This window comes from Streptomyces sp. NPDC029159 (genome assembly GCF_055564055.1).
This window is the reverse complement of record NZ_JBVHWT010000007.1, coordinates 1-18,973: the sequence shown is the minus strand read 5'-3', so window position 1 is coordinate 18,973 and position 18,973 is coordinate 1. Positions and strand designations below refer to the sequence as shown.

Genomic DNA, 18,973 nt, shown 5'->3' with positions numbered 1-18,973 from the left:
AGGATTCCTCAGGCGGTCTCGACGCCGTCCGGAGCGGCCTGAGGCGGCGATGCCTCCTGGTCCTCGCCGGGCCGGCCGGTGTCGCGGAGCAGGACCGCGATCGCCACCGCCAGCGCCAGCACCGCGACCGCGCAGACGAGGGAGACGGCGTGGAGGCTGTCGAGGAACGCGCTTCGGGCGACCCTCAGCAGGTCGGCGCCGGCCTGGGCCGACAGCCGGCCCGCGGTCTCGACCGCCCCGCCCAGAGACTCATGGGCGTCCTGTGCGGCACGGGCGGGGACCCCGGTGAGGTCGCCGTCCGCCATGCCCGACCGGTAGACGGCGGTCCCGACACTGCCGAGGAGGGCCAGCCCCAGGGCGCCGCCGAGTTCGTTGGCGGTCGAGGTGACCGCGGACGCCGCACCGGCCCGCTCCGGCGGCGCGGCGCTGACCGCCATGTCGGTACCGAACACGCCCATGGCGGACAGCCCGACGAACATCACCACGGTGCCGGCCACCAGCAGGGTCAGATGGGACACCTGTACCTGCGTGATGAGAAGGAAGCCGACCGCTGCCACCACCAGTCCCAGCGCCATGACGTAGGCCGGACGGACCTTCCGGGCCACGGAGGGGATCAGGAGGGCGACGGGGATGCCCGCGATGGTCATCGGTAGCGTCCACAGGCCCGCTTCCAGGGGGGAGCTGCCGTGGACGAGCTGAAGGTACTGGGCAGCGAAGAAGTTGAGGCCCATCATGACGCCGGTGTTCACGACCAGGGCGACGACGGCCACGTTGAACCGGATGTTGCCGAACAGCCCCAGGTCGAGCAGCGGGTTGGCGGAGCTCCGCTGCCGGTGGAGGAAGGCCCAGCCGACGAGCAGACCGGCGACGGCGATGCCGACGGAGAGCGGCGTCACCCCGTGTCCGGCGATCTGCTTGACCCCGTAGACCACGGACAACATGCTCACCAGCGACAGCACCACGCTGACGAGGTCCACGGGGCCCGTCACATCGGCGCGGTACTCGGGCAGCACCTTGGGGCCGAGCACCAGCAGCAACAGCATCACCGGTACACCCATGAGGAAGACCGAGCCCCACCAGAAGAAGTTCAGCAGCGCCCCGCCGACCAGCGGGCCGAGTGCCGCTCCGGCCATGAAGCTGGTCATCCAGATGCCGATGGCGCGTGAACGCTGTACGTCGTCATGGAACATGGTGCGGATGAGGGCCATCGTGGAGGGCATCAAGGTCGCTCCCGCGACGCCCAGCAGCCCGCGTGTCACGATCAGCATGGCCGCGCTGTCGGAGAGCGCGGCCAGTACGGAGGCCGCGCCGAAGACCGCGGCGCCGTACAGCATCAGACGGCGCCGGCCGATGCGGTCGCCGATGGAGCCGGCGGTGACGAGACAGCCGGCGATCAGGAAGCCGTAGATGTCCACGATCCACAGCAGCTGGGTACCGCTCGGGTGCAGGTCCTCGGTGAGCCCTGGGACCGTCAGGTGCAGGACCGTCAGGTCCATGGAGACGAGCAGGGTCGGCAGGGCCAGAATGGCGAGTCCTGCCCATTCCCTCCGGCCTGCCTTGGGTGGAGCGACCACGGTGTAGTACCTCTTTCTCGTTCGTTTCGGTGCGGTGCCGTCCAGGGGAGACGGCGGTGTTTCAGGGAAGGAGCGAGCCCGCGCCACCGCTGCGCGGGACCGCCTGGGCCCGGGCGCGGACGGCGTCGACCAGGGCGGCCTGGGTGAGGACGGACTCGCCCTCCAGACCGGACGGGGTGCCCTGTCGTATCCGGGCCACGAAGGCGGCGACGACGTTGGCGAACTGGTCCTCGGGAGCCAGGGTGATGTCCTCGACGCGGTCCTGCTGCTCGATGCGGATGAGGGGGGAGTGCGTCGGCGGCGGTGTGTAGGCCCAGCGGACGGAGATCCTTCCGTGACTGCCCCACAGCGCGTACTGGGAACGGTAGGAGTGCTCCATGCCGAAGGTGAGGTGCGCGGCGACCGCGTCGGGCGAGCTGAGCAACGCCGATCCGCCCAGGTCGACTCCGCGGTCCTCGTCGACGTGGAGCCATGCGCCGAGCACGTCGAGATCGCCGCCGAGGTACATCAGGGCCGTACGGATCGGATAGACGCCGATGTCGGTCAGCGCACCGCCGCCCACGTCCGGCCGGTAGCGGATGTCGTCCGCGGCCTTGGCCGGGAAGGCGAATTCGGCGGTGAGGTGACGTAGATCCCCGATGGCCCCCTCGGCCACCTTCCGCTGGACGACAGCATGTTGACTGTGCGTCAGGAACATGAAGCTCTCCAGCAGCACCAGATCGCGTGCCGTGGCGAGCGTGAGGAGCTTCTCGGCGTCCTGCCGGGTCGTGGCCAGCGGTTTCTCCGACAGGACGTGCTTGCCGGCCTGAAGGGCGCGCTCGATCCACTCCGTGTGCAGGAGCGCGGGCAGCGGGACGTACACCGCGTCGATGTCGGGGCGTTCGAGCAGCCGGTCGTACCCCTCGACCGGCTCGCCGCCGAAGCGGTCGGTGAACGAGCGGGCCTTGGCCTCCCGCCTGCTGGCGATCGCGGCCACCTCGATGGCGGGATGGGCCACGAGTGCGGGCAGCATGCGGCGCGCGGCAATCGCGGCGCAGCCGATGACGCCCATGCGTAAGGGATGTGCAGTCATGTGACGACCTTCGCCTTCGTGGCCCGTGTCAGGGGGCTGGTCCGGTGTCGCGCAACGCGGAAAGAGAGCTGCAATATTGGTCGCTCCAATATTGGTTGGTTCAACGATAGGCTTTTATGTTGGTCGGTGCAATATAGGGGGCGTAGGATTGCCTCATGAAGATGTCGGGACGCTTGGCACAGCTGGATGTCTGGCTCTTGTCCAACGCCGCCCATCAGGCGAAACGCCTGCTCTGTGCACAGCTGGATCGGACAGGTCTGCGCATGCAGCACTACCGCGTCCTGGCTGGGCTGACCGAACTTGGGGAGTGCACCCAGGCGGAGCTGGGCCGGGCGCTCGATCTGGACGCCGGGAACCTGGTCGCGTTGCTGGGTGACCTGGAGGAAGTGCACGCCGTCACGCGTGAGCCCGACCCGGCCAACCGGCGCCGCAACCTCGTGCGGTGCACCCCGCAAGGGCGCCGGCTGTACCGCCGCATGGATGAGGCGGTGGCCCGGGCGGACGAGGCGATGTTCGCGTCCTTCAGCGAGGAGGAGCGTGACCGGTTCCACCGGCTCCTCGCCCGTCTGGTGGCGGACGCCGACTGAGCGGCCTGCCCGCCCTGCCGGTCGTCTCATCGAGGGTGCGCCCGTCGTGCGGTGGCGCATTCCTCCAGGAACCCCAGGGCGCGCAGGTGGTACGACCTGGCGGCCCAGCCCAGGCTGATGTTGTGCCCCGCCGCCGGTTGCCGGTCGACGGTGACCGTTGTGCCGGTGAACAGCTCGGTCATGGCGGCCACGGTCGGCCCGTCGTGCTGCCACCAGCGCTCGTGCTCGGCGAAGGTGAAACGCACCGGGACCCGGATCCGCGCGGCGATGCCCGCGAACTGTCCGGGCCAGTCGGCCATCTCCCGCACTTCGCGTTCGGGCATCGGGGTGACCAGCGTCCCGGCCAGCCGGAAGGTGTCCGGCGGATACAGGCTGAGCGGTCCCCAGTGCAGCGAACCGTTCGGACGGCCGCCGGAGGCGGACAGCCTGCTGAAGTCCACAGCGGGGCGATGGCCGATGCCGGACACGTCCACGCCGATGAGGTCCGGGCCGAACGCCCCCTCAGCGGCCGCGCGCAGGGCGAGCTTGCCGCCGTAGGAGTGGGCGACGGCGAAGAAGCCCGCCCCCGTCCGGTGCCCGCCGGCGAAGGCTGTGAGTGCGGCGGCGAGTGTGGCGGACTGCTCGGACAGGCTCTGGCCGAGCGGCAGCTGCCCGGCGGAGGCACCGTAGCCGGGACGATCGGGAGCCAGCACGGTGTAGCCCAGCCGCGCGCCGAGGTCGAGCAGGGAAAGGGCGGGGTGCGCCCGGCCGTGGAAGTATCCGGCCCGCATCCCGCCGCCGTGCACGGCGACGATCACCGCGCGTGGCGGGGTGTGGCACGGTTCGGCGAGCAGCGCGGACAGGGGGATACCCGCGCCGTCCAGCGTGATCCGGCGGACATCCGGGGCCGCGGAGAGCGCCGCCGGGCCGGTGGTCGCGTGGTCAGGTGCGGGCGGGGTGGCTGTCGGGGGGCCGGTCATACGGGCCTCGGCTTTCCAGGGCGGCTCGGTCCGGGCCGCGGCGGGTGGGGTGTGGCGTGGTCCGCTTCCTCGTCCTCGGCGGCGAGCGGGGGAGGACGAGGCCGGAAGGGCGTGGCAGCGGAGGGGCTCGGCGCGGCGGTCGGTGATCGTGTGGGGTGGCGCCGGGCCGGGTCGGGAGGAAGGCGCTTTAGGATGAGGGCATGTCGAACTCGGCGGCGCCGGCGAAGGAGCTGACGGTCGGAGAGGTGTCGGACCGCAGCGGTGTGCCCGCCTCCACGCTGCGCTATTACGACCGCGAGGGGCTGATACACAGCCGCCGCACCAGCGGTAATCAGCGGCGCTACGCCCGCGACACGCTCCGCCGTGTCGCCTTCATCCGCGCCTCGCAGCGCGTCGGGATCCCGCTCGCCGACATCCGGGAGGCCCTGAGCCTCCTCCCCGAGGGCCGCACCCCTACCGAGGAGGACTGGGTCCAGGTCTCCGAGCGGTGGCGCTCCGAACTCGCCCGTCGTATCAAGCTGTTGATGCTTCTGCAGAGCAAGCTCACCGACTGCATCGGCTGCGGCTGCCTCTCGCTGGAGAAGTGTGCCCTCGTGAACCCCTGTGACGTTCTCGGGGAAGTGGGGCCGGGCGCCAAAGGGCTCCAGTTCTAGGACCTGTCGTCATACGCTCCGTAGCGAGGCGTACGGGAGTGTGACGGCAGGAACCAACTGGCGCGCCGCACCTGTACTGCGGCCCGGCGCCCCGTGTCAGACGTTGTACGGCCGCACCTCACGGGCCTCGCGCAGGGCCAGGCCCCACCAGACGAGCTGGTCGAAGAGGGTGGTGGCGGCAGCGGTCGCGGCGGCCGGTTCCTTCAGCGCGCCGGTCTCGTCGAACTGTCCCCAGCAGTTGTGGAAGCTGACCACGTCCCGGACGGTCACCGCGTGCAACTCGGCGAAGATGGTGCGCAGTTGTTCCACCGAACGCAGACCGCCGGCCAGACCACCGTAGGAGACGAAGCCGACCGGCTTGGCACCCCACTCCGTGCGGTGCCAGTCGATCAGGCTCTTGAGCGAGGCGGGGAAGCTGTGGTTGTACTCCGGGGTCACCACGATGAAGACGTCCGCGTCGGCCAGCCGCGGCGACACCTTCGACAGGGTCCGGGCCACCTCCTCGTCGGGTTGGGCGGACAGTTCGTACGGCAGCGTGTGGTCGGCGAGGTCGATCAGATCGACCTGAAGGTCGTCGCGCTCCTTGGCGAGCGAGGTGATCCAGTTGGCGACGGTCGGACCGAAACGGCCCTCCCGGACGCTGCTGTTGATCAGGGCAAGGCGCAGTGGTGTGGTGGACATGGGTCTCCTTGTGCGTGGGGGCAGGCCCCGTTTCGCGGAATGTTCAAACGATCAGACTTGAAGTGGGGTTCAAGTCAAGCCCGTTTCTCAGCCGGTGTGCCGCGCGGTGGGGCGCGTCTCGCTGCGCCAGCTGCGCGGACCCCGGTGCCCCAGAGCCCGTTCCAGGCGGCGCCAGGTGGGATGGCGGCGGCGGTCGTTGCGGGGGCGGGCTGTGGCGCGGGTCCGGGCGAGCAGCACCACGACGAGAGCCGCCAGCTCCTCGGGGGTGGCGCTCCCTCTGGTCACATGGAGGAGGGAACCGGTGCCGGTCGTTGGCATGTCTCTCTCCGTCACTGCGGGGGATTGCCGTGCTTGCGGGAGGGCAGGTCGGCGTGTTTGTCGCGCAGCATGGCGAGCGAGGCGATCAGGACCCGGCGGGTCTCGACGGGGTCGATGATGTCGTCGACCAGGCCGCGCTCCGCCGCGTAGTACGGGTGCATCAGCTGGGTCCGGTACTCCTCGATCTTCTGGCTGCGGACCGTTTCGGGCTCATCGGCGTTGCTGATCTCCCGACGGAAGATGACATTGGCGGCACCCTCGGCGCCCATGACCGCGATCTCGTTTCCGGGCCAGGCGAAGGCCAGATCGGCCCCGATGGAGCGGGAGTCCATCACGATGTAGGCCCCGCCGTACGCCTTGCGCAGGACCAGCGAGACCCGCGGCACGGTGGCGTTGCAGTAGGCGTACAGCAGCTTGGCGCCGCGCCGGATGATGCCCTCGTGCTCCTGGTCGATACCGGGCAGAAAGCCGGGCACGTCGACCAGGGTGACCAGCGGGATGTTGAAGGCGTCGCAGAACTGCACGAAGCGGGCGGCCTTCTCGCTGGCCTGGATGTCCAGGACGCCCGCGTAGGAGGCCGGCTGGTTGGCGACGACGCCGACGACCTCGCCGCCCAGCCGGGCCAGTGTGCAGACGACGTTGGCCGCCCACGCGGCGTGGACCTCGAAGTACTCGCCGCTGTCGACGATCTCCTCGATGACGGTGCGGATGTCGTAGCTGTGGCCGGGTTCCCCGGGGATGAGGTCGAGCAGCGGTTCGTTGCCCCGGTCCGGAGGGTCCTGGGTCGGTACGGACGGCGGCAGTTCGCGATTGTGGGACGGCAGCAGGGAAAGCAGATAGCGCACGTCCTCCAGACAGCTCTCCTCGTCGTCGTACGAGCCGTGGCACACACCGGAGGTCTCGGCGTGGACGTCGGCGCCGCCCAGACCGTTCTGGGTGATCTCCTCGCCGGTCACCGCGCGGACGACGTCCGGTCCGGTGATGAACATCTGGGAGGTGTCGCGGACCATGAAGACGAAGTCCGTCAGGGCGGGGCTGTAGGCCGCGCCGCCGGCGCAGGGGCCGAGCATCACGGAGATCTGCGGGATGACACCGGATGCCTTGGTGTTGCGCTGGAAGATGCCGCCGTAACCGGCGAGCGCGGAGACGCCCTCCTGGATACGGGCGCCGGCGCCGTCGTTCAGCGAGACCAGCGGCGCGCCCGCCTGGATCGCCATGTCCATGATCTTGTGGATCTTGGTGGCGTGCGCCTCACCGAGGGCGCCGCCGAAGATCCGGAAGTCGTGCGCGTAGACGAAGACCGTCCGGCCGTGGACCGTGCCCCAGCCCGTGATCACACCATCGGTGTACGGCTTCTTCGCCTCCAGGCCGAAACCGGTCGCCCGGTGCCGGCGCAGCGGCTCCACCTCGTTGAACGAACCCTCGTCCAGCAGCAGCTCGATCCGCTCGCGGGCGGTCAGCTTGCCCTTGCTGTGCTGGCGTTCGGTGGCGGCCGGGTCGGTTCCGTGCCGGGCCTCGTGCTTGATCAGGCTCAACTCGGCCACACGTTCGCGCAGGGTCCAGTCCACGCGTGGGGCCGGTGTCGTATCAGCAGTGGGCATGTCTGTCCTCACTTCCTGAAGGCGGGGGCGGCGCGGTGTCCGGCGCCGCGGGATCACGAGGGGCGTGCCGCGCGGGGCAGACCGCAGAGCCCGGCGGCCACCCCCACGGCGCCGACGGCCGTGATGAGCCACAGGGCCGGGGCGTCATCGGAGCCGCCGGCGACGAGCGCGGCGGTCAGCGCGACGACCAGGACCGCCGACAATTGGACGGCGGTCTGGTAGAGCGCGACCGCCTGGCCCCGGGCGCTCGCGGCGATGCCCTGGGTGGCTTGCATGTTCAAGGCGGCGAACCCCAGGACGAAGCCCGCGCCGACGAGCAGCATCGTCGGCAGGACACCGGTGGCGTACGGCGCCTGCACCGGAGCACTCAGATAGAGCAGATAACCGGCGAGCGGGCCGAGCGCGCCCACGGCGATCGGTCCGGCGGTGCCGAAGCGGTTGACGAGGCGTCCGGAGAACAGTGCGGTCGCTGCCAGAGGTGCGCTTGCCGGGAGAAAAGCGAGCGCGGTCCGCAGCGGCGCCCAGCCCTGGCCGTCCTGCAACCGCACGGTGGCCACCAGCAGCAGCCCGAGGTATGAGCCGTTGAGAGCGGCGGCGCCGAGCATCGAGCGGACGAGTGGGCCGCTGCGCAGGGCCGCGACGCCGAACAGCGGCCGGGGCGAGGCCCGTTCGACGCCGTAAAAGGCCGCCGTGAGGAGCGCGGCCACGACGAAGGCACCCAGCGTACGGAGGCCGAGCCAGCCGTGCGCCGGGACTTCGCCGATCCCGTACACCAGGGCCAGCACAGCGCCGACGAAGGTGCCCGCGCCCATGACGTCGAAGTGCCGGGTGGCGTTCGCGGGCGGCGCACCGGGGATGAGACGCAGGCCGAATACGGCGAGTACGAGGACCACCGGGGCTGGGAAGAGCAGGGTCCAGCGCCAGCTGATCTCGGTCAGGAAGCCGGACAGCAGGAGCCCGGTGGTGAACCCGCAGGCTCCGAAGAGGGCGTACACCGACACGGCGCGGTCGCGGTCACGGCCCGCACGGAAGGCGGAAGCGATGATGGCGAGCCCGGTCGGTGCGGTGAGGGCGGCGCAGAATCCCTTGACGAACCGGGTGGCGATCAGCACCGAGGGGTCGCCGGTCAGTCCGCCGACCACCGAGGCCACGGCGAAGCCGGTCATCGCGGTCAGGTACACCTGCCGGCGGCCCAGCAGCTCCACGACGCGTCCACCGAACAGCATCAAACCGCCGAAGCCGAGGGCGAAACCGCTGATCAGCCACTGCGATACGGTCAGAGAGAGGTGCAGCTCGCGGCCGATCGACGGCAGCGCCACGATCACCGCGGACACTTCCAGGGCGTCGATGAGCATGTTGCCGGCCAGTACCAGCAACAGTCCCCACATCCGGGGGCTCCAGTGCCCGGCGGGGCGGGCGGCCGACCGGGCGGGCGCATGCGTTGGGGGCGAGGACTCCATCATCCTGCTTCCGGTTCGGTGGGGAGGACGGGGCTGAGAGGACGGCATCGATGGCCCGTTACCCCAGCAGCGTGCCGCCGGTCGCGTCGATGAAGGCGCCGGTGATCCAGCGGGCGTCGTCGGTGGCGAGGAAGGCGACCACATCGGCGACATCCTGCGGTTCGCCGACCCGGCCGAACGCCGACAGCTGAGCCATCTGCTCGACGGCCTCGGGGATGTCGAAGACGGGGTTGCCGTTGCGGGTGATGCCGGGGGCGACGCTGTTGACGGTGATGCCTCGCGGGGCCAGGTGTTTGGCAAAGTGCATCGACAGCTGCTCGACGGCACCCTTGGTCATCGCGTAGGCGATCTCCTCAGGGTTGGCGAAGCGGGTCAGTCCGGAGGAGATGTTGATCACCCGGCCGCCCGGGGCGAGCCCGGCGAGAGCCCTCTGGATGATGAAGAACGGTGCCCGGGCGTTGATCGCGAACAACCGGTCGAACGTCTCGGGCGTCGTGTCCTCGGGCGAGACCCCGCCCATCACCCCGGCGTTGTTGACCAGGATGTCCAGCGAGGCCGAACCGGTGCGCTCCTTGAGGCCCTCGTCCACCCCCAGGAACAGCTGGTGGACATCGCCGGGCACGCCCAGTTCGGCCTGGACCGCGAAGGCCCGTCCGCCGTCCTTCTCGATCGAGGCGACGACCTCCTGGGCCGCCTCACGGCCGGTGGCGCAGTGCACGGCGACGAGGGCTCCCTCCCGTGCCAGCCGTACCGCGACCGCCCGGCCGATGCCCCGGCTGGATCCGGTGACGAGCGCCGTCTTACCTGCGAGCCTGCTCATGTGGTCTCTCCGATCGGCTGTGGTCGGCAGGGCGCTGTGGGCCCTGCCCGGGACGGTGGTGCGTACGGTGTCCGGCGAGGCGGGCTCGCCGAACCAGCGCCGTAGGGCCGTGACCAGTGGTTCCGGACCAGCGGGGCCCGCCGAGGCGATCCAGACGACGTGACCGTCGGGGCGCACCAGCACGGCGTCGGCCACGGGCAGTTCACCGCCGGGCTCCGGCGTGCCCGCCACCGTGTCCACGCGGTCCGCCCAGGGCGCGGCGGCCCGGCGCAGCCGCGCGTGGTGCTCCTCGTCGCCGTAGAGATCGATCAGGATGCCGCGCCCGGGGGACGGCGGATACCTGTGGATCAGGCGGGCGCCCAGCAGCGGATGAGCGCCCGCGCTGACGTCGTGGCGGATGTCCAGGCCGGAGATCATCCCGGCCAGGCGGCGGCGGACGGGCTCGTACCGGACGAGCTCGCCGATGACGGCCCGCAGCGGCTCCACCTCCGGGCCGCCGAGCAGCAGCGTCGCCTGGGCCCCGATGTTGCCCAGGACCCGTGCGCCGACAGCGTGCCGCTCGGCGTGGTAGCTGTCGAGCAGCGCGTCGGAAGCCCGCCCGGTGACCCTCAGGGCCAGCTTCCAGCCCAGGTTGACGGCGTCCTGGAGGCCCAGGTTGAGGGCCTGGCCACCGATGGGCATCTGCTGGTGCGCGGCGTCGCCGGCGAACAGCACCCGGCCGTGGCGGTAGTCGGTCAGCTGACGGGCGGCGTCGTGGAAGGAGTTCACCCACAGCGGGGTGCCGTGTGCGATGTCCTCCCCGGTGACGCGCCGCCAGGTGTCACAGATGTCGGCGAATCCGGGATCGCCGGTGTGCTGTCCGGCGGCGCTGCCGAACTCGTGCACCATCACCCGGGTGATGCCCTGCGGATTGCGGGCCGCGATGGCGAGCCCCCGCTCCAGGCGCTGGAAGCGCCGTGCCGGGATCTCGATGCCGTCGACATCCGCCCGGATCAGCTCCCGTTCCGCCTCCCGTCCGGGGAATGCGGCGCCGATCAGGCGGCGTACGGTGCTGTGTTCGCCGTCGCAGCCGACGAGGTACCGGGCTCCGATCCGGACCGGACCGCTGGGGCCCGACACCTCTGCCTCGACGTGATCCGGGTGGACCCGCAGGCCGGTCAGTTCGTGACCGCGCCGCAGCCGGGCGCCCAGGGACAGGGCCCACTCCTGGAGGACTGCCTCGGTGCGTACCTGGGGCGCCTTCCACTGGCCGGGGTACGGGCCGGGCAGGGTCAGATCCAGGGGGATGCCGCCGAAGTGCCCCATGACGTCGCCCGGCAGCTCTCCGAAGCGGTCCAGGAACGCGCGGCTGTCGAAGATCTCCATGGTGCGGGCATGGAGGGTCGAGGCCCGTGACTCGGTGGTCGGTTCGGCCCGGCGCTCCAGCACCACCACATCCGCCCCGCCGAGCCGCAGCTCACCGGCGAGCATCAGTCCGACGGGGCCCGCGCCGACGACGATGACGTCGCTGTCCACGGTGGCCACGGTCAGCGCATGCTCTCGGCGTAGTGCTTGGCGTGGCCCAGGGTGGCGCGGCTGTTGGTGCTCAGCGCGCCGCGTACGTATTCCCGGGCGTCCGCGACGCTTGCCCCGGGGCCCAGGACCCGGGCGATGTTGGCGGTGTTGAGGACCACGGTGTGCTGCGAGGAGGCGGTGACGCCGCCCTCGTCCTCCGTGAAGGTCCAGTAGCCGGTGTGCAGGACCATCAGCGCGGGCAGCGTGATCTGCTTGTACACGATCTTCTGGTGCGGGAAGGCCACCCGGTAGGACTTCGTGGTGTGCACCGAGCCGTCCTTCGCCCGGGTGTCCATCTCCAGGGCCTGGAGCCCGGGGGTGTCCTCGGTGAAACGCACGGACGCCACGTGCGGCAGCCGCTCTGCCCACCGCCCGGCCTCGTTGATGAAGTGGAAGGCGTCCTTGGCGGCCCCCTCGATCCGCACGCTGTCCTCGAAGGAGAAGGTCAGTTCCTCGGCGGCGTGGCCCAGTTCGATGTTGGTCTTCAGTGCGGCCAGTTCGGCGCGTGAATTGCGGTCGACGGCCTCGTCGATCCACTTCAGCCCTTTCGGGGCGTCGTCGATCGCCCGGTAGTCGTGCAGCAGCCGGATCCGGGATGCGGTATCGGAGAGCGGTTCGATGATCCAGGTGCCGCCCATCTCGGCGACCGGCGGAGCGGAGACCTCCTGACGGAAGGTGATCCGCAGCTTCTCGGGGTCCAGGGTCCGGCGTGAGGTCCAGCTCTTCGCCTCGCCACCCGCGGTGGCCCAGATCCGTATGCGCTCCTCGTCCGCGCCGCGCTCGACGTGGTCGACATGGATGGTGGGAGGAAAGATCCGCGGCCAGTTCTCCACCTCGGCGAGCAGCCGGTAGACGGCGGCGGCGGGGGCTTCGACGGTGATCTCGTGCTCGACCTCGCGAAGTTCCTGGTGAGCCATGCTGTTCTCCTCTTCGTTTCCGGGAGGGGGAAAGGGCGCTCAGAAGTTGCCGAGGCCACCGCAGACGTTGAGTGCCTGTGCGGTGATGGAGGCCGCGACGTCGGAGGCCAGATAACCGACCAGGCCGGCGACCTCGTCGGGGGTGGAGTAGCGGCCGAGCGGGATCTTCGCGGAGAACTTCTCCATGATGGCGTCCTCGGTGGTGCCGTAGGCGGCTGCGTATCCCTGGCGCACCCGCTGGGCCATGGGCGTCTCGACATATCCGGGGCACACCGCGTTGACAGTGATGCCGGTCGGCGCGAGCTCGTTGCCCAGCGCCTTGGTGAAGCCGACGACACCGTGCTTCGAGGCCGAGTAGGGCGCGCCGAGCACCACGCCCTGCTTTCCTGCCGTCGAGGCGATGTTGATGATGCGTCCGCGGTCCTTGTGCCGCATCCTGCCGGTGTTGAGGACCTCGTGGCTCATCCGGAAGACGCTGTTGAGATTGGTGTCGATGACGTCCTGCCACAGCTCGTACTCGATGTCGGCGGTGACTCCGCCACCGCTGCGGCCCGCATTGTTGACCAGTACGTCGACCGTCCCGAAACGGTCGACCGCGGCCTGGACGAAGGCTCGTACGCCGTCCGCGGAACGGACGTCGAGGGTGGTGCCGTCGACGTCCAGGTCCTCCCCGCGCAGCTCCTTGACGGTGGTGGCGACGTTGTCGCCGCTGCGGGCGCCGATGAACACCCGGTGGCCCTGACCGGCCAGCAGACGGGCCACGGACAGGCCGATGCCGCTGGTCGCACCGGAGACGAGGGCGACCCTGGCGTGCTGCTCCGACATGCTCTCTCCTTCTGTTGCCGTGTGCTTCTGCCGCTTCGTGGACGTGCGGGGTTCCGTGGTCAGGCCGCGGCCGACGCGGTCAGGCACGCGTTGACGGCGTCGATGAGCTCCCGGGGCGTCAGGGCGTTGGTCAGCTCGACCTCGTCGAGGCTGATGCCGTACTCGCGCTCGATCCGGCTGGCCGTCTCCAGCAGCGCCAGCGACTCGTAGCCCAGCTCCTCAAGGCCGAGGTCGAGGATGTCGGCGTCCAGGTCGACGCTTTCGTCGGCGCCGGCGCCCTCCAGGAGAATGCGCTTGAGATCGTCGAAGGTGAACTGCTTGCTCATGGTGTTTTCCTTCACTTCAGTAGGAAATTTCGGGCTGGTTCAGGCCCGGACCAGGACCGCGGAGTTGAAGCCGCCGTAGCCCCGGGCCAGGACCAGCGCGGTGCGGAGGCGGGCGGTGCGGGGGGCGCCGGTCACCAGGTCCAGCCGGTAGTCCGGCCGCGCCGTGACATGGGTGGTCGGCGGGATCAGCCCGTCCTCGATGGAGAACAGGGCAGCGGCGACGTCCAGCGGGGCGGCGCCCGAGTAGAGGCGGCCGGTCATGGTCTTGGGCGCAGTGACCAGGACGCCCCGAGGGCCGAAGACCGCGGTGATCGCGGCCGCCTCGCTGCGGTCCAGCTCCGGTACGGCCGCCGCGTCCGCGAAGACCACGTCGACATCGGCGGGCTCGGCCCCGGCATCGGCCAGCGCCAGCTCGACGGCCCTGCGCAGCCCCGGTTCGCGGCCGCTGCCGGGGGCGGGATCGAAGGTGGCGCCGTAGCCCGCTATCTCGCCGTAGATCCGGGCGCCTCGCTGCCGGGCAGCCTCGGCCGCCTCCAGGATCAAGATCGCACCGCCTTCGCCCGGCACATGGCCCCGGGCCCCGGTGTCGAAGGGCAGGAAAGCGCGTTCCGGGTCGTCGCTGGTGCTCAGCCGCCCGCCGGCCAACTGGGCCACCCAGCCCCACGGGCAGATCGATGCATCGACGCCGCCGGAGACGATGAGGCGGGTGCCCTTGCGGATCTGGCGGCGGGCGTGCGCGAGCGCGTCGAGACCGCCCGCCTGGTCGCTCACGACGACCCCGCTGGGCCCCTTCATGCCGTTGCGGATGGAGATCTGACCGCTGTTGACGGCGTAGAACCAGGCGAAGGACTGGTACGCGCTGACGTAGTGGCTGCCCTGGCTCCACAGTTTCCGCAGTTCGTCCTGGCCGAACTCGAAGCCGCCGGAGGAGCTGGCCGTGACGACGCCCATGTCGAACCCGGGGAGTTCCTCGGGCTCGACCCCGGCGTCGGCCAGCGCCCAGTCGGTGGCGGTGAGCGCCAGCTGGGTCATCCGGTCGGTCTGCGGAATCAGCCGGCTCGGTACATGCTCGTGGGCCCTGAACCCGGGGACCTCACCGGCCAGCCGGACCGGGTACGGAGACGCATCGAAGCGGGTGACGGGCCTGATGCCGCTCTGCCCGGCCAGCGTGGCCGTCCAGAACTCCTTCGCGCCGAGCCCGTTGGGGGAGACGACTCCCAGGCCGGTGACCACCACCGAGCGGGTCATCGCACACCCCTCTCCGGCCGGGCCAGCACCATGGCGCTCTGAAAGCCGCCGAAGCCGCTGCCCACCGTCAGTACCGCGTCCGTCGCCCACTCCCGGGCGGTGAGTGGTACGTAGTCCAGGTCGCATTGGGGGTCCGGGGTGTGCAGATTCGCCGTGGGCGGCACGACGTGGTGTTCCATGGCGAGGGCGGACGCGGCGATCTCGATCGAGCCGATGGCGCCCAGGGAGTGCCCGACCATCGACTTGATGGAGCTGACCGGGGTCCGGTAGGCGTGGTCGCCCAGGCTCTTCTTGAACGCCGCCGTCTCGTGCCGGTCGTTCTGCTTGGTGCCGGACCCGTGCGCGTTGATGTAGTCGATCTCGTCGCCGTTCATCCGCGCCTCGGCCAGCGCGACATCGATGGCCTCGGCCATCTCTGCGCCGTCGGGACGCAGCCCCGTCATGTGGAAGGCGTTGCAGCGGGAGGCGTAACCGGCGATCTCCGCGTAGGTGTGCGCGCCACGCCGCCGCGCGCCCGCCAGCTCCTCCAGAACGAACACCGCGGAGCCCTCCCCGAGGACGAAGCCGTTGCGGGTGCCGTCGAACGGCCGTGAGGCGTGCTCAGGGTCGTCGTTGCGCGGCGTGGTCGCCTTGATCGCGTCGAAGCAGGCCATCGTGATCGGCGAGATCGGCGCGTCCGACGCACCGGCGATCATGACGTCGGCGGAGCCCTCGCGGATCAGCTCCACGGCGTGGCCGACCGAATCCAGCCCCGACGTGCAGCCTGTGGACACCACCGTGCTCGGACCCTCTGCGCCCACCGCCCAGGCAACTTCGGCGGCGAAGGAGCTGGGGACGAGGTAGTTGTACAGATGCGGGACCGCATAGGTGTGGTCGACCAGTTCCAGCAGGCCGCCGTTGCTCACCACCCGGTACTCCTGGTCGAGGCCGGTGGTCGCGCCGACCGCGCTGCCGATGGTGGTCCCGATGCGGTGCGGGTCGAGGTTGCCGAATGCGAGGCCGCTGTCCTCCACCGCCTCGCGGGCGGCCACGACGGCGAGTTGCGCGGCCCGGTCCATCCGCCGGATCTCCTGCGGGCTCAGCCCGTTCGCCTCCGCGTCGAAGTCGATTTCGGCCGCGACCCTGGAACGGAACTGCACGGGGTCGAAGAAGGTGATGCCCCGCGTCGCCGTCCGGCCGCCGCTCAGCAGGGACCAGAAGTTCTTGACACCGATGCCTCCCGGTGCCACGACCCCGATGCCCGTGATCACCACTCGGCGGCGCGTCATGAGGACGCCTCCCAGTGGTAGAAGCGCCGCGCCATCGCGTCGGCGGGGGAACGCCAGGTCGCCGGGTCGTACGCCTCGATGAAGGGCTTCAGGTCCTCGCTGATCCCGATGAACCGCGGGTCCGTCTTCGCTTCTTCGATGAGCTGACCACCGTTGTCGGAGTCGAAGTCCTGCAGGTGGAAGTAGAGACCCCGGTACGAGAACAGCTGACGGCGCTGTGTCCCCATGCGGTGGGGCATCTCCGTCTCATCGAACGCGCCGAACAGGCGCGCCACGTCGGTGTGTGAACCGGGCTCCATCCTGGCCACGATCAAAGTGCTGTGCATGGCTCTCTCCTTCAGTCGCTTCAGATGCCCCGGCCGGATGGGCCTGGGGGAGGTGTTGACGAGGGGGGAGGGCGTGTCCGCGTCGAAAGGACGCCTCAGTGGGCGGGGCCGAACCAGCGAGTCAGGGCCATCGGCAGGTCGCCGTGGCTGCCGGGGGCGGCCCAGGCCACATAGCCGTCGGGGCGGATCAGGGTGGCGGTGGTGTGCGCCAGCGGGTCCGGCACATCGTCTGCGGGCTTCGCCGTCACGATGTCCACGCGGTCGGTCCAGCCCGCCGCCCTGCGGCGCAGTTCCGCGTTGTCGGCCAGATCGAGTAGTACGCCGCGGCCCGCGTGCAGTGCCTCGGTACTGCTGCCCGCGCCGGAGCTGCCGGACAGTGCCAGGTGCGGCATGCGCCGGCCGAGCAGCGGGTGGGGGCCGGAGTCGAGGGGATAGTGGATCTCCAGGCCGCTGACCATACCGGCCAGATGGCGGCTGACCACATCGTGCGTGATGAGCTCGGTCATCACATCCCGCAGCGGCTGCATCTCGGCCCCGCTGAGGAACAGCAGTCCCTGGGCCTGCGTGTTCATCAGTAGCCGCTTGCCCACTGGGTGTCGCTCGTCATGGTACGTGTCCAGCAGTGTCTCGGGTGCCCGGCCGCGTACCACGGCGGCCAGCTTCCAGCCCAGGTTCACCGCGTCCTGGATGCTGGTGTTCATGCCTTGGCCACCGGCCGGGAGGTGAATGTGTGCGGAGTCGCCCGCCAGGAAGACCCGCCCCTGCTGGTACCGGGACACCTGGCGGGTGGCGTCCCCGAAGGAACTCACCCACATGGGCTCCCCGTGCGAGATGTCGTCCCCGGTGAGCCGCTTCCAGGCCGATACCACCTCGTCGTACTCAGGCGGTATGTCCCGACGCCGCGGAGGCGTGCCCCGCTCGCAGACGATCAGCCGGGTGATTCCGCCGGGCAGCGGGCCGACCATGACCATGCCGCCGGGCAGGGTCTCGCCGATCATGCGCGGCGGGAGGTCGAGTCCCTTCACATCAGCGAGGAACATCTCCATCGTCGCCGGTGTACCGGGGAAGTCGAAGCCGGCTGCCTTGCGGATCATGCTGCGCCCGCCGTCGCATCCGACCAGGTACGGGGCGGTCAGCTGGTGTGCTCCGTCCGGCCCGTCGACTTCGACCTCGACCGCGCTGCCGTTGTCCTTGACGGTGAGGGCCCGATGGCCGCGCCGGATGTCACCGCCCAGTTCGGTTACCCACTCCTCCAATACGGTCTCCGTGTGGGACTGCGGCACGGTTTTGGCGGCTTGGTGGGCGCCGTCCAGCACGCCGAAATCAACGGGCAGACCGCCGAAGTGGCCCTCGTTGCTGATCTCGACCTCCCCGAACCGGGAGAGCAGTCCGCGCTGGTCGAAAATCTCCATGGTGCGTGCGGTGAACCCCAGGCCTCGGGATTCACCGGTACGTTTCTCCAGACGTTCCAGGACGATGACGTCGACCCCGGTGAGCCGTAACTCACCGGCGAGCATCATCCCGGCGGGGCCGGCGCCCACGACAATCACATCGGCGTCCATGTCACTCCTCGGGCATTGGCGGGCTGCGCTTCGGCGCGCAGTAAAGGGCGGTTCGCGCAGGCGGTGGTGCCCGGGAACCGTTGGGTGAAGGACGTCAGTCCTTGATTTCGCAGATGGCGGCGCCGGAGGTGAGGGCGGCGCCGACTTCGGCGGCGAGGCCCTTGATGGTGCCTGCGCGGTGGGCGTTGATGGGCTGTTCCATCTTCATCGCTTCGAGGACGACGACGAGTTCGCCTTCGGCGACGGTCTGGCCTTCTTCGACGGCGACCTTGACGATGGTGCCCTGCATGGGGGAGGCGAGGGTGTCGCCGGAGGCGGCGGAGCCGGACTTCTTGCCCGCCTTGCGCTTGGGCTTGGCGCCTCCGGCGACCGCGGCGCGGGCCAGCGGCATGCCGAGCGAGGAGGGCAGTGAGACCTCCAGGCGCTTGCCGCCGACCTCGACCACGACGGTTTCGCGGGCGTCGGCTTCGGCCTCGTCGGTGCCGGTGGCGGCGAACGGCGGGATGTCGTTGACGAACTCCGTCTCGATCCACCGGGTGTGGACGGTGAACGGGTCGGTGGAGCCGGTCAGTTCGGGGGCGAACGCCGGGTCCTTGACGACCACGCGGTGGAAGGTGAGGGCGGTGGCCATGCCCTCGACGGTGAACTCGTCCAGTGCGCGGGCGGCGCGCTGGAGGGCCTGCTCGCGGGTGGCGCCGGTGACGATCAGCTTGGCCAGCAGGGAGTCCCAGGCCGGGCCGATGACGCTGCCGGACTCCACACCCGCGTCGAGGCGGACGCCGGGGCCGGAGGGGGCTTCGAAGGTGGTGACGGTGCCGGGTGCGGGCAGGAAGCCGCGGCCGGGGTCCTCGCCGTTGATGCGGAACTCGAAGGAGTGGCCGCGCACCGCCGGGTCGTCGTAGCCGAGTTCCTCGCCGTCGGCGATGCGGAACATCTCGCGGACCAGGTCGAGGCCGCTGACCTCTTCGGTGACCGGGTGTTCGACCTGGAGGCGGGTGTTGACCTCGAGGAAGGAGATGGTGCCGTCCTGGCCGACGAGGAACTCGCAGGTGCCCGCGCCTTCGTAGCCGGCCTCCTTGAGGATGGCCTTGGAGGCGCGGTAGAGCTCGGCGTTCTGCTCGTCGCTGAGGAACGGTGCGGGGGCTTCCTCGACCAGCTTCTGGTGGCGGCGCTGGAGGGAGCAGTCGCGGGTGGAGACGACCACGACGTTGCCGTGTTTGTC

At 70.2% G+C, this 18,973-nt stretch carries 18 protein-coding genes; 2 read left to right on the top strand and 16 right to left on the bottom strand.

The window, feature by feature from the left end:
* Window positions 1–8 precede the first annotated feature (8 nt).
* Together ACZ4U4_RS15870 and ACZ4U4_RS15865 are read right to left on the bottom strand one after the other, a co-directional pair.
* Window positions 9–1,574, bottom strand: a complete 1,566-nt coding sequence (locus ACZ4U4_RS15870; protein ID WP_467873930.1) for an MFS transporter — start codon at window positions 1,572–1,574, stop codon at window positions 9–11.
* A 61-nt stretch (window positions 1,575–1,635) separates the two neighbouring features.
* Window positions 1,636–2,646, bottom strand: a complete 1,011-nt coding sequence (locus ACZ4U4_RS15865; protein ID WP_467873928.1) for a Gfo/Idh/MocA family protein — start codon at window positions 2,644–2,646, stop codon at window positions 1,636–1,638.
* Between the two features lie 155 nt (window positions 2,647–2,801).
* Between ACZ4U4_RS15865 and ACZ4U4_RS15860 the strand changes: the two genes are divergently transcribed.
* Window positions 2,802–3,233 carry a MarR family winged helix-turn-helix transcriptional regulator gene (locus tag ACZ4U4_RS15860; RefSeq protein WP_467873926.1) on the top strand — a complete coding sequence of 144 codons (432 nt, stop codon included), beginning with the start codon at window positions 2,802–2,804 and terminating at the stop codon, window positions 3,231–3,233.
* Window positions 3,234–3,259: 26 nt separating this feature from the next.
* On the opposite strand, the gene ACZ4U4_RS15855 is transcribed toward ACZ4U4_RS15860, so the two are convergent.
* Entirely contained in the window at window positions 3,260–4,192 is a 933-nt protein-coding gene (locus ACZ4U4_RS15855; protein ID WP_467873923.1) for an alpha/beta hydrolase, read from the bottom strand.
* Window positions 4,193–4,392: 200 nt separating this feature from the next.
* On the opposite strand from ACZ4U4_RS15855, the gene soxR reads away from it, so the two are divergent.
* Window positions 4,393–4,845: a redox-sensitive transcriptional activator SoxR gene (gene soxR, locus ACZ4U4_RS15850; RefSeq protein WP_467873920.1), complete on the top strand. Its 453-nt coding sequence runs from the start codon at window positions 4,393–4,395 to the stop codon at window positions 4,843–4,845.
* A 96-nt stretch (window positions 4,846–4,941) separates the two neighbouring features.
* On the opposite strand, the gene ACZ4U4_RS15845 is transcribed toward soxR, so the two are convergent.
* From ACZ4U4_RS15845 to ACZ4U4_RS15785, 13 genes are all read right to left on the bottom strand, one after another.
* A complete protein-coding gene (locus ACZ4U4_RS15845; protein ID WP_467873918.1) occupies window positions 4,942–5,526 on the bottom strand; it encodes an NADPH-dependent FMN reductase in 585 nt (194 codons plus the stop codon).
* A gap of 87 nt (window positions 5,527–5,613) precedes the next feature.
* Entirely contained in the window at window positions 5,614–5,844 is a 231-nt protein-coding gene (locus ACZ4U4_RS15840; protein WP_467873915.1) for an acyl-CoA carboxylase epsilon subunit, read from the bottom strand.
* 11 nt (window positions 5,845–5,855) lie between these two features.
* Window positions 5,856–7,445: an acyl-CoA carboxylase subunit beta gene (locus ACZ4U4_RS15835; RefSeq protein WP_467873913.1), complete on the bottom strand. Its 1,590-nt coding sequence runs from the start codon at window positions 7,443–7,445 to the stop codon at window positions 5,856–5,858.
* Between the two features lie 53 nt (window positions 7,446–7,498).
* The gene (locus tag ACZ4U4_RS15830; protein WP_467873910.1) at window positions 7,499–8,833 is read right to left on the bottom strand and encodes an MFS transporter; all 1,335 of its coding nucleotides are present in this window, start codon (window positions 8,831–8,833) and stop codon (window positions 7,499–7,501) included.
* Between the two features lie 130 nt (window positions 8,834–8,963).
* Window positions 8,964–11,249: an SDR family oxidoreductase gene (locus tag ACZ4U4_RS15825; RefSeq protein WP_467873907.1), complete on the bottom strand. Its 2,286-nt coding sequence runs from the start codon at window positions 11,247–11,249 to the stop codon at window positions 8,964–8,966.
* 2 nt (window positions 11,250–11,251) lie between these two features.
* On the bottom strand, window positions 11,252–12,196 hold the full coding sequence (locus ACZ4U4_RS15820) for an aromatase/cyclase (protein WP_467873904.1): 945 nt from the start codon (window positions 12,194–12,196) through the stop codon (window positions 11,252–11,254).
* A 39-nt stretch (window positions 12,197–12,235) separates the two neighbouring features.
* On the bottom strand, window positions 12,236–13,021 hold the full coding sequence (gene fabG, locus ACZ4U4_RS15815) for a 3-oxoacyl-ACP reductase FabG (protein ID WP_467873902.1): 786 nt from the start codon (window positions 13,019–13,021) through the stop codon (window positions 12,236–12,238).
* A gap of 59 nt (window positions 13,022–13,080) precedes the next feature.
* Window positions 13,081–13,347: an acyl carrier protein gene (locus ACZ4U4_RS15810; protein ID WP_467873899.1), complete on the bottom strand. Its 267-nt coding sequence runs from the start codon at window positions 13,345–13,347 to the stop codon at window positions 13,081–13,083.
* 39 nt (window positions 13,348–13,386) lie between these two features.
* Window positions 13,387–14,595: a ketosynthase chain-length factor gene (locus tag ACZ4U4_RS15805; protein WP_467873896.1), complete on the bottom strand. Its 1,209-nt coding sequence runs from the start codon at window positions 14,593–14,595 to the stop codon at window positions 13,387–13,389.
* Window positions 14,592–15,863, bottom strand: coding sequence for a beta-ketoacyl-[acyl-carrier-protein] synthase family protein (locus ACZ4U4_RS15800; protein WP_467873894.1), 1,272 nt, complete (start codon window positions 15,861–15,863; stop codon window positions 14,592–14,594). Before ACZ4U4_RS15800 ends, ACZ4U4_RS15805 begins: the two co-directional genes overlap by 4 nt.
* Window positions 15,860–16,189: a TcmI family type II polyketide cyclase gene (locus ACZ4U4_RS15795; RefSeq protein ID WP_467873891.1), complete on the bottom strand. Its 330-nt coding sequence runs from the start codon at window positions 16,187–16,189 to the stop codon at window positions 15,860–15,862. The genes ACZ4U4_RS15800 and ACZ4U4_RS15795 overlap by 4 nt, the downstream gene beginning before the upstream one ends.
* A gap of 95 nt (window positions 16,190–16,284) precedes the next feature.
* Window positions 16,285–17,751 carry an FAD-dependent monooxygenase gene (locus ACZ4U4_RS15790; protein WP_467873889.1) on the bottom strand — a complete coding sequence of 489 codons (1,467 nt, stop codon included), beginning with the start codon at window positions 17,749–17,751 and terminating at the stop codon, window positions 16,285–16,287.
* 94 nt (window positions 17,752–17,845) lie between these two features.
* Window positions 17,846–18,973 (bottom strand): ATP-binding protein (locus tag ACZ4U4_RS15785; protein ID WP_467873887.1); only part of this gene is annotated, 1,128 nt, incomplete at its 5' end.

Bases quoted from the DNA above. Each gene is read 5' to 3' on its own strand.
- ACZ4U4_RS15865 (WP_467873928.1), bottom strand. From the start codon at position 2,646: ATGACTGCACATCCCTTACGCATGGGCGTCATCGGCTGCGCCGCGATT.
- ACZ4U4_RS15860 (WP_467873926.1), top strand. From the start codon at position 2,802: ATGAAGATGTCGGGACGCTTGGCACAGCTGGATGTCTGGCTCTTGTCC.
- ACZ4U4_RS15855 (WP_467873923.1), bottom strand. From the start codon at position 4,192: ATGACCGGCCCCCCGACAGCCACCCCGCCCGCACCTGACCACGCGACC.
- soxR (WP_467873920.1), top strand. From the start codon at position 4,393: ATGTCGAACTCGGCGGCGCCGGCGAAGGAGCTGACGGTCGGAGAGGTG.
- ACZ4U4_RS15845 (WP_467873918.1), bottom strand. From the start codon at position 5,526: ATGTCCACCACACCACTGCGCCTTGCCCTGATCAACAGCAGCGTCCGG.
- ACZ4U4_RS15840 (WP_467873915.1), bottom strand. From the start codon at position 5,844: ATGCCAACGACCGGCACCGGTTCCCTCCTCCATGTGACCAGAGGGAGC.
- ACZ4U4_RS15835 (WP_467873913.1), bottom strand. From the start codon at position 7,445: ATGCCCACTGCTGATACGACACCGGCCCCACGCGTGGACTGGACCCTG.
- ACZ4U4_RS15830 (WP_467873910.1), bottom strand. From the start codon at position 8,833: ATGTGGGGACTGTTGCTGGTACTGGCCGGCAACATGCTCATCGACGCC.
- ACZ4U4_RS15820 (WP_467873904.1), bottom strand. From the start codon at position 12,196: ATGGCTCACCAGGAACTTCGCGAGGTCGAGCACGAGATCACCGTCGAA.
- fabG (WP_467873902.1), bottom strand. From the start codon at position 13,021: ATGTCGGAGCAGCACGCCAGGGTCGCCCTCGTCTCCGGTGCGACCAGC.
- ACZ4U4_RS15810 (WP_467873899.1), bottom strand. From the start codon at position 13,347: ATGAGCAAGCAGTTCACCTTCGACGATCTCAAGCGCATTCTCCTGGAG.
- ACZ4U4_RS15805 (WP_467873896.1), bottom strand. From the start codon at position 14,595: ATGACCCGCTCGGTGGTGGTCACCGGCCTGGGAGTCGTCTCCCCCAAC.
- ACZ4U4_RS15800 (WP_467873894.1), bottom strand. From the start codon at position 15,863: ATGACGCGCCGCCGAGTGGTGATCACGGGCATCGGGGTCGTGGCACCG.
- ACZ4U4_RS15795 (WP_467873891.1), bottom strand. From the start codon at position 16,189: ATGCACAGCACTTTGATCGTGGCCAGGATGGAGCCCGGTTCACACACC.
- ACZ4U4_RS15790 (WP_467873889.1), bottom strand. From the start codon at position 17,751: ATGGACGCCGATGTGATTGTCGTGGGCGCCGGCCCCGCCGGGATGATG.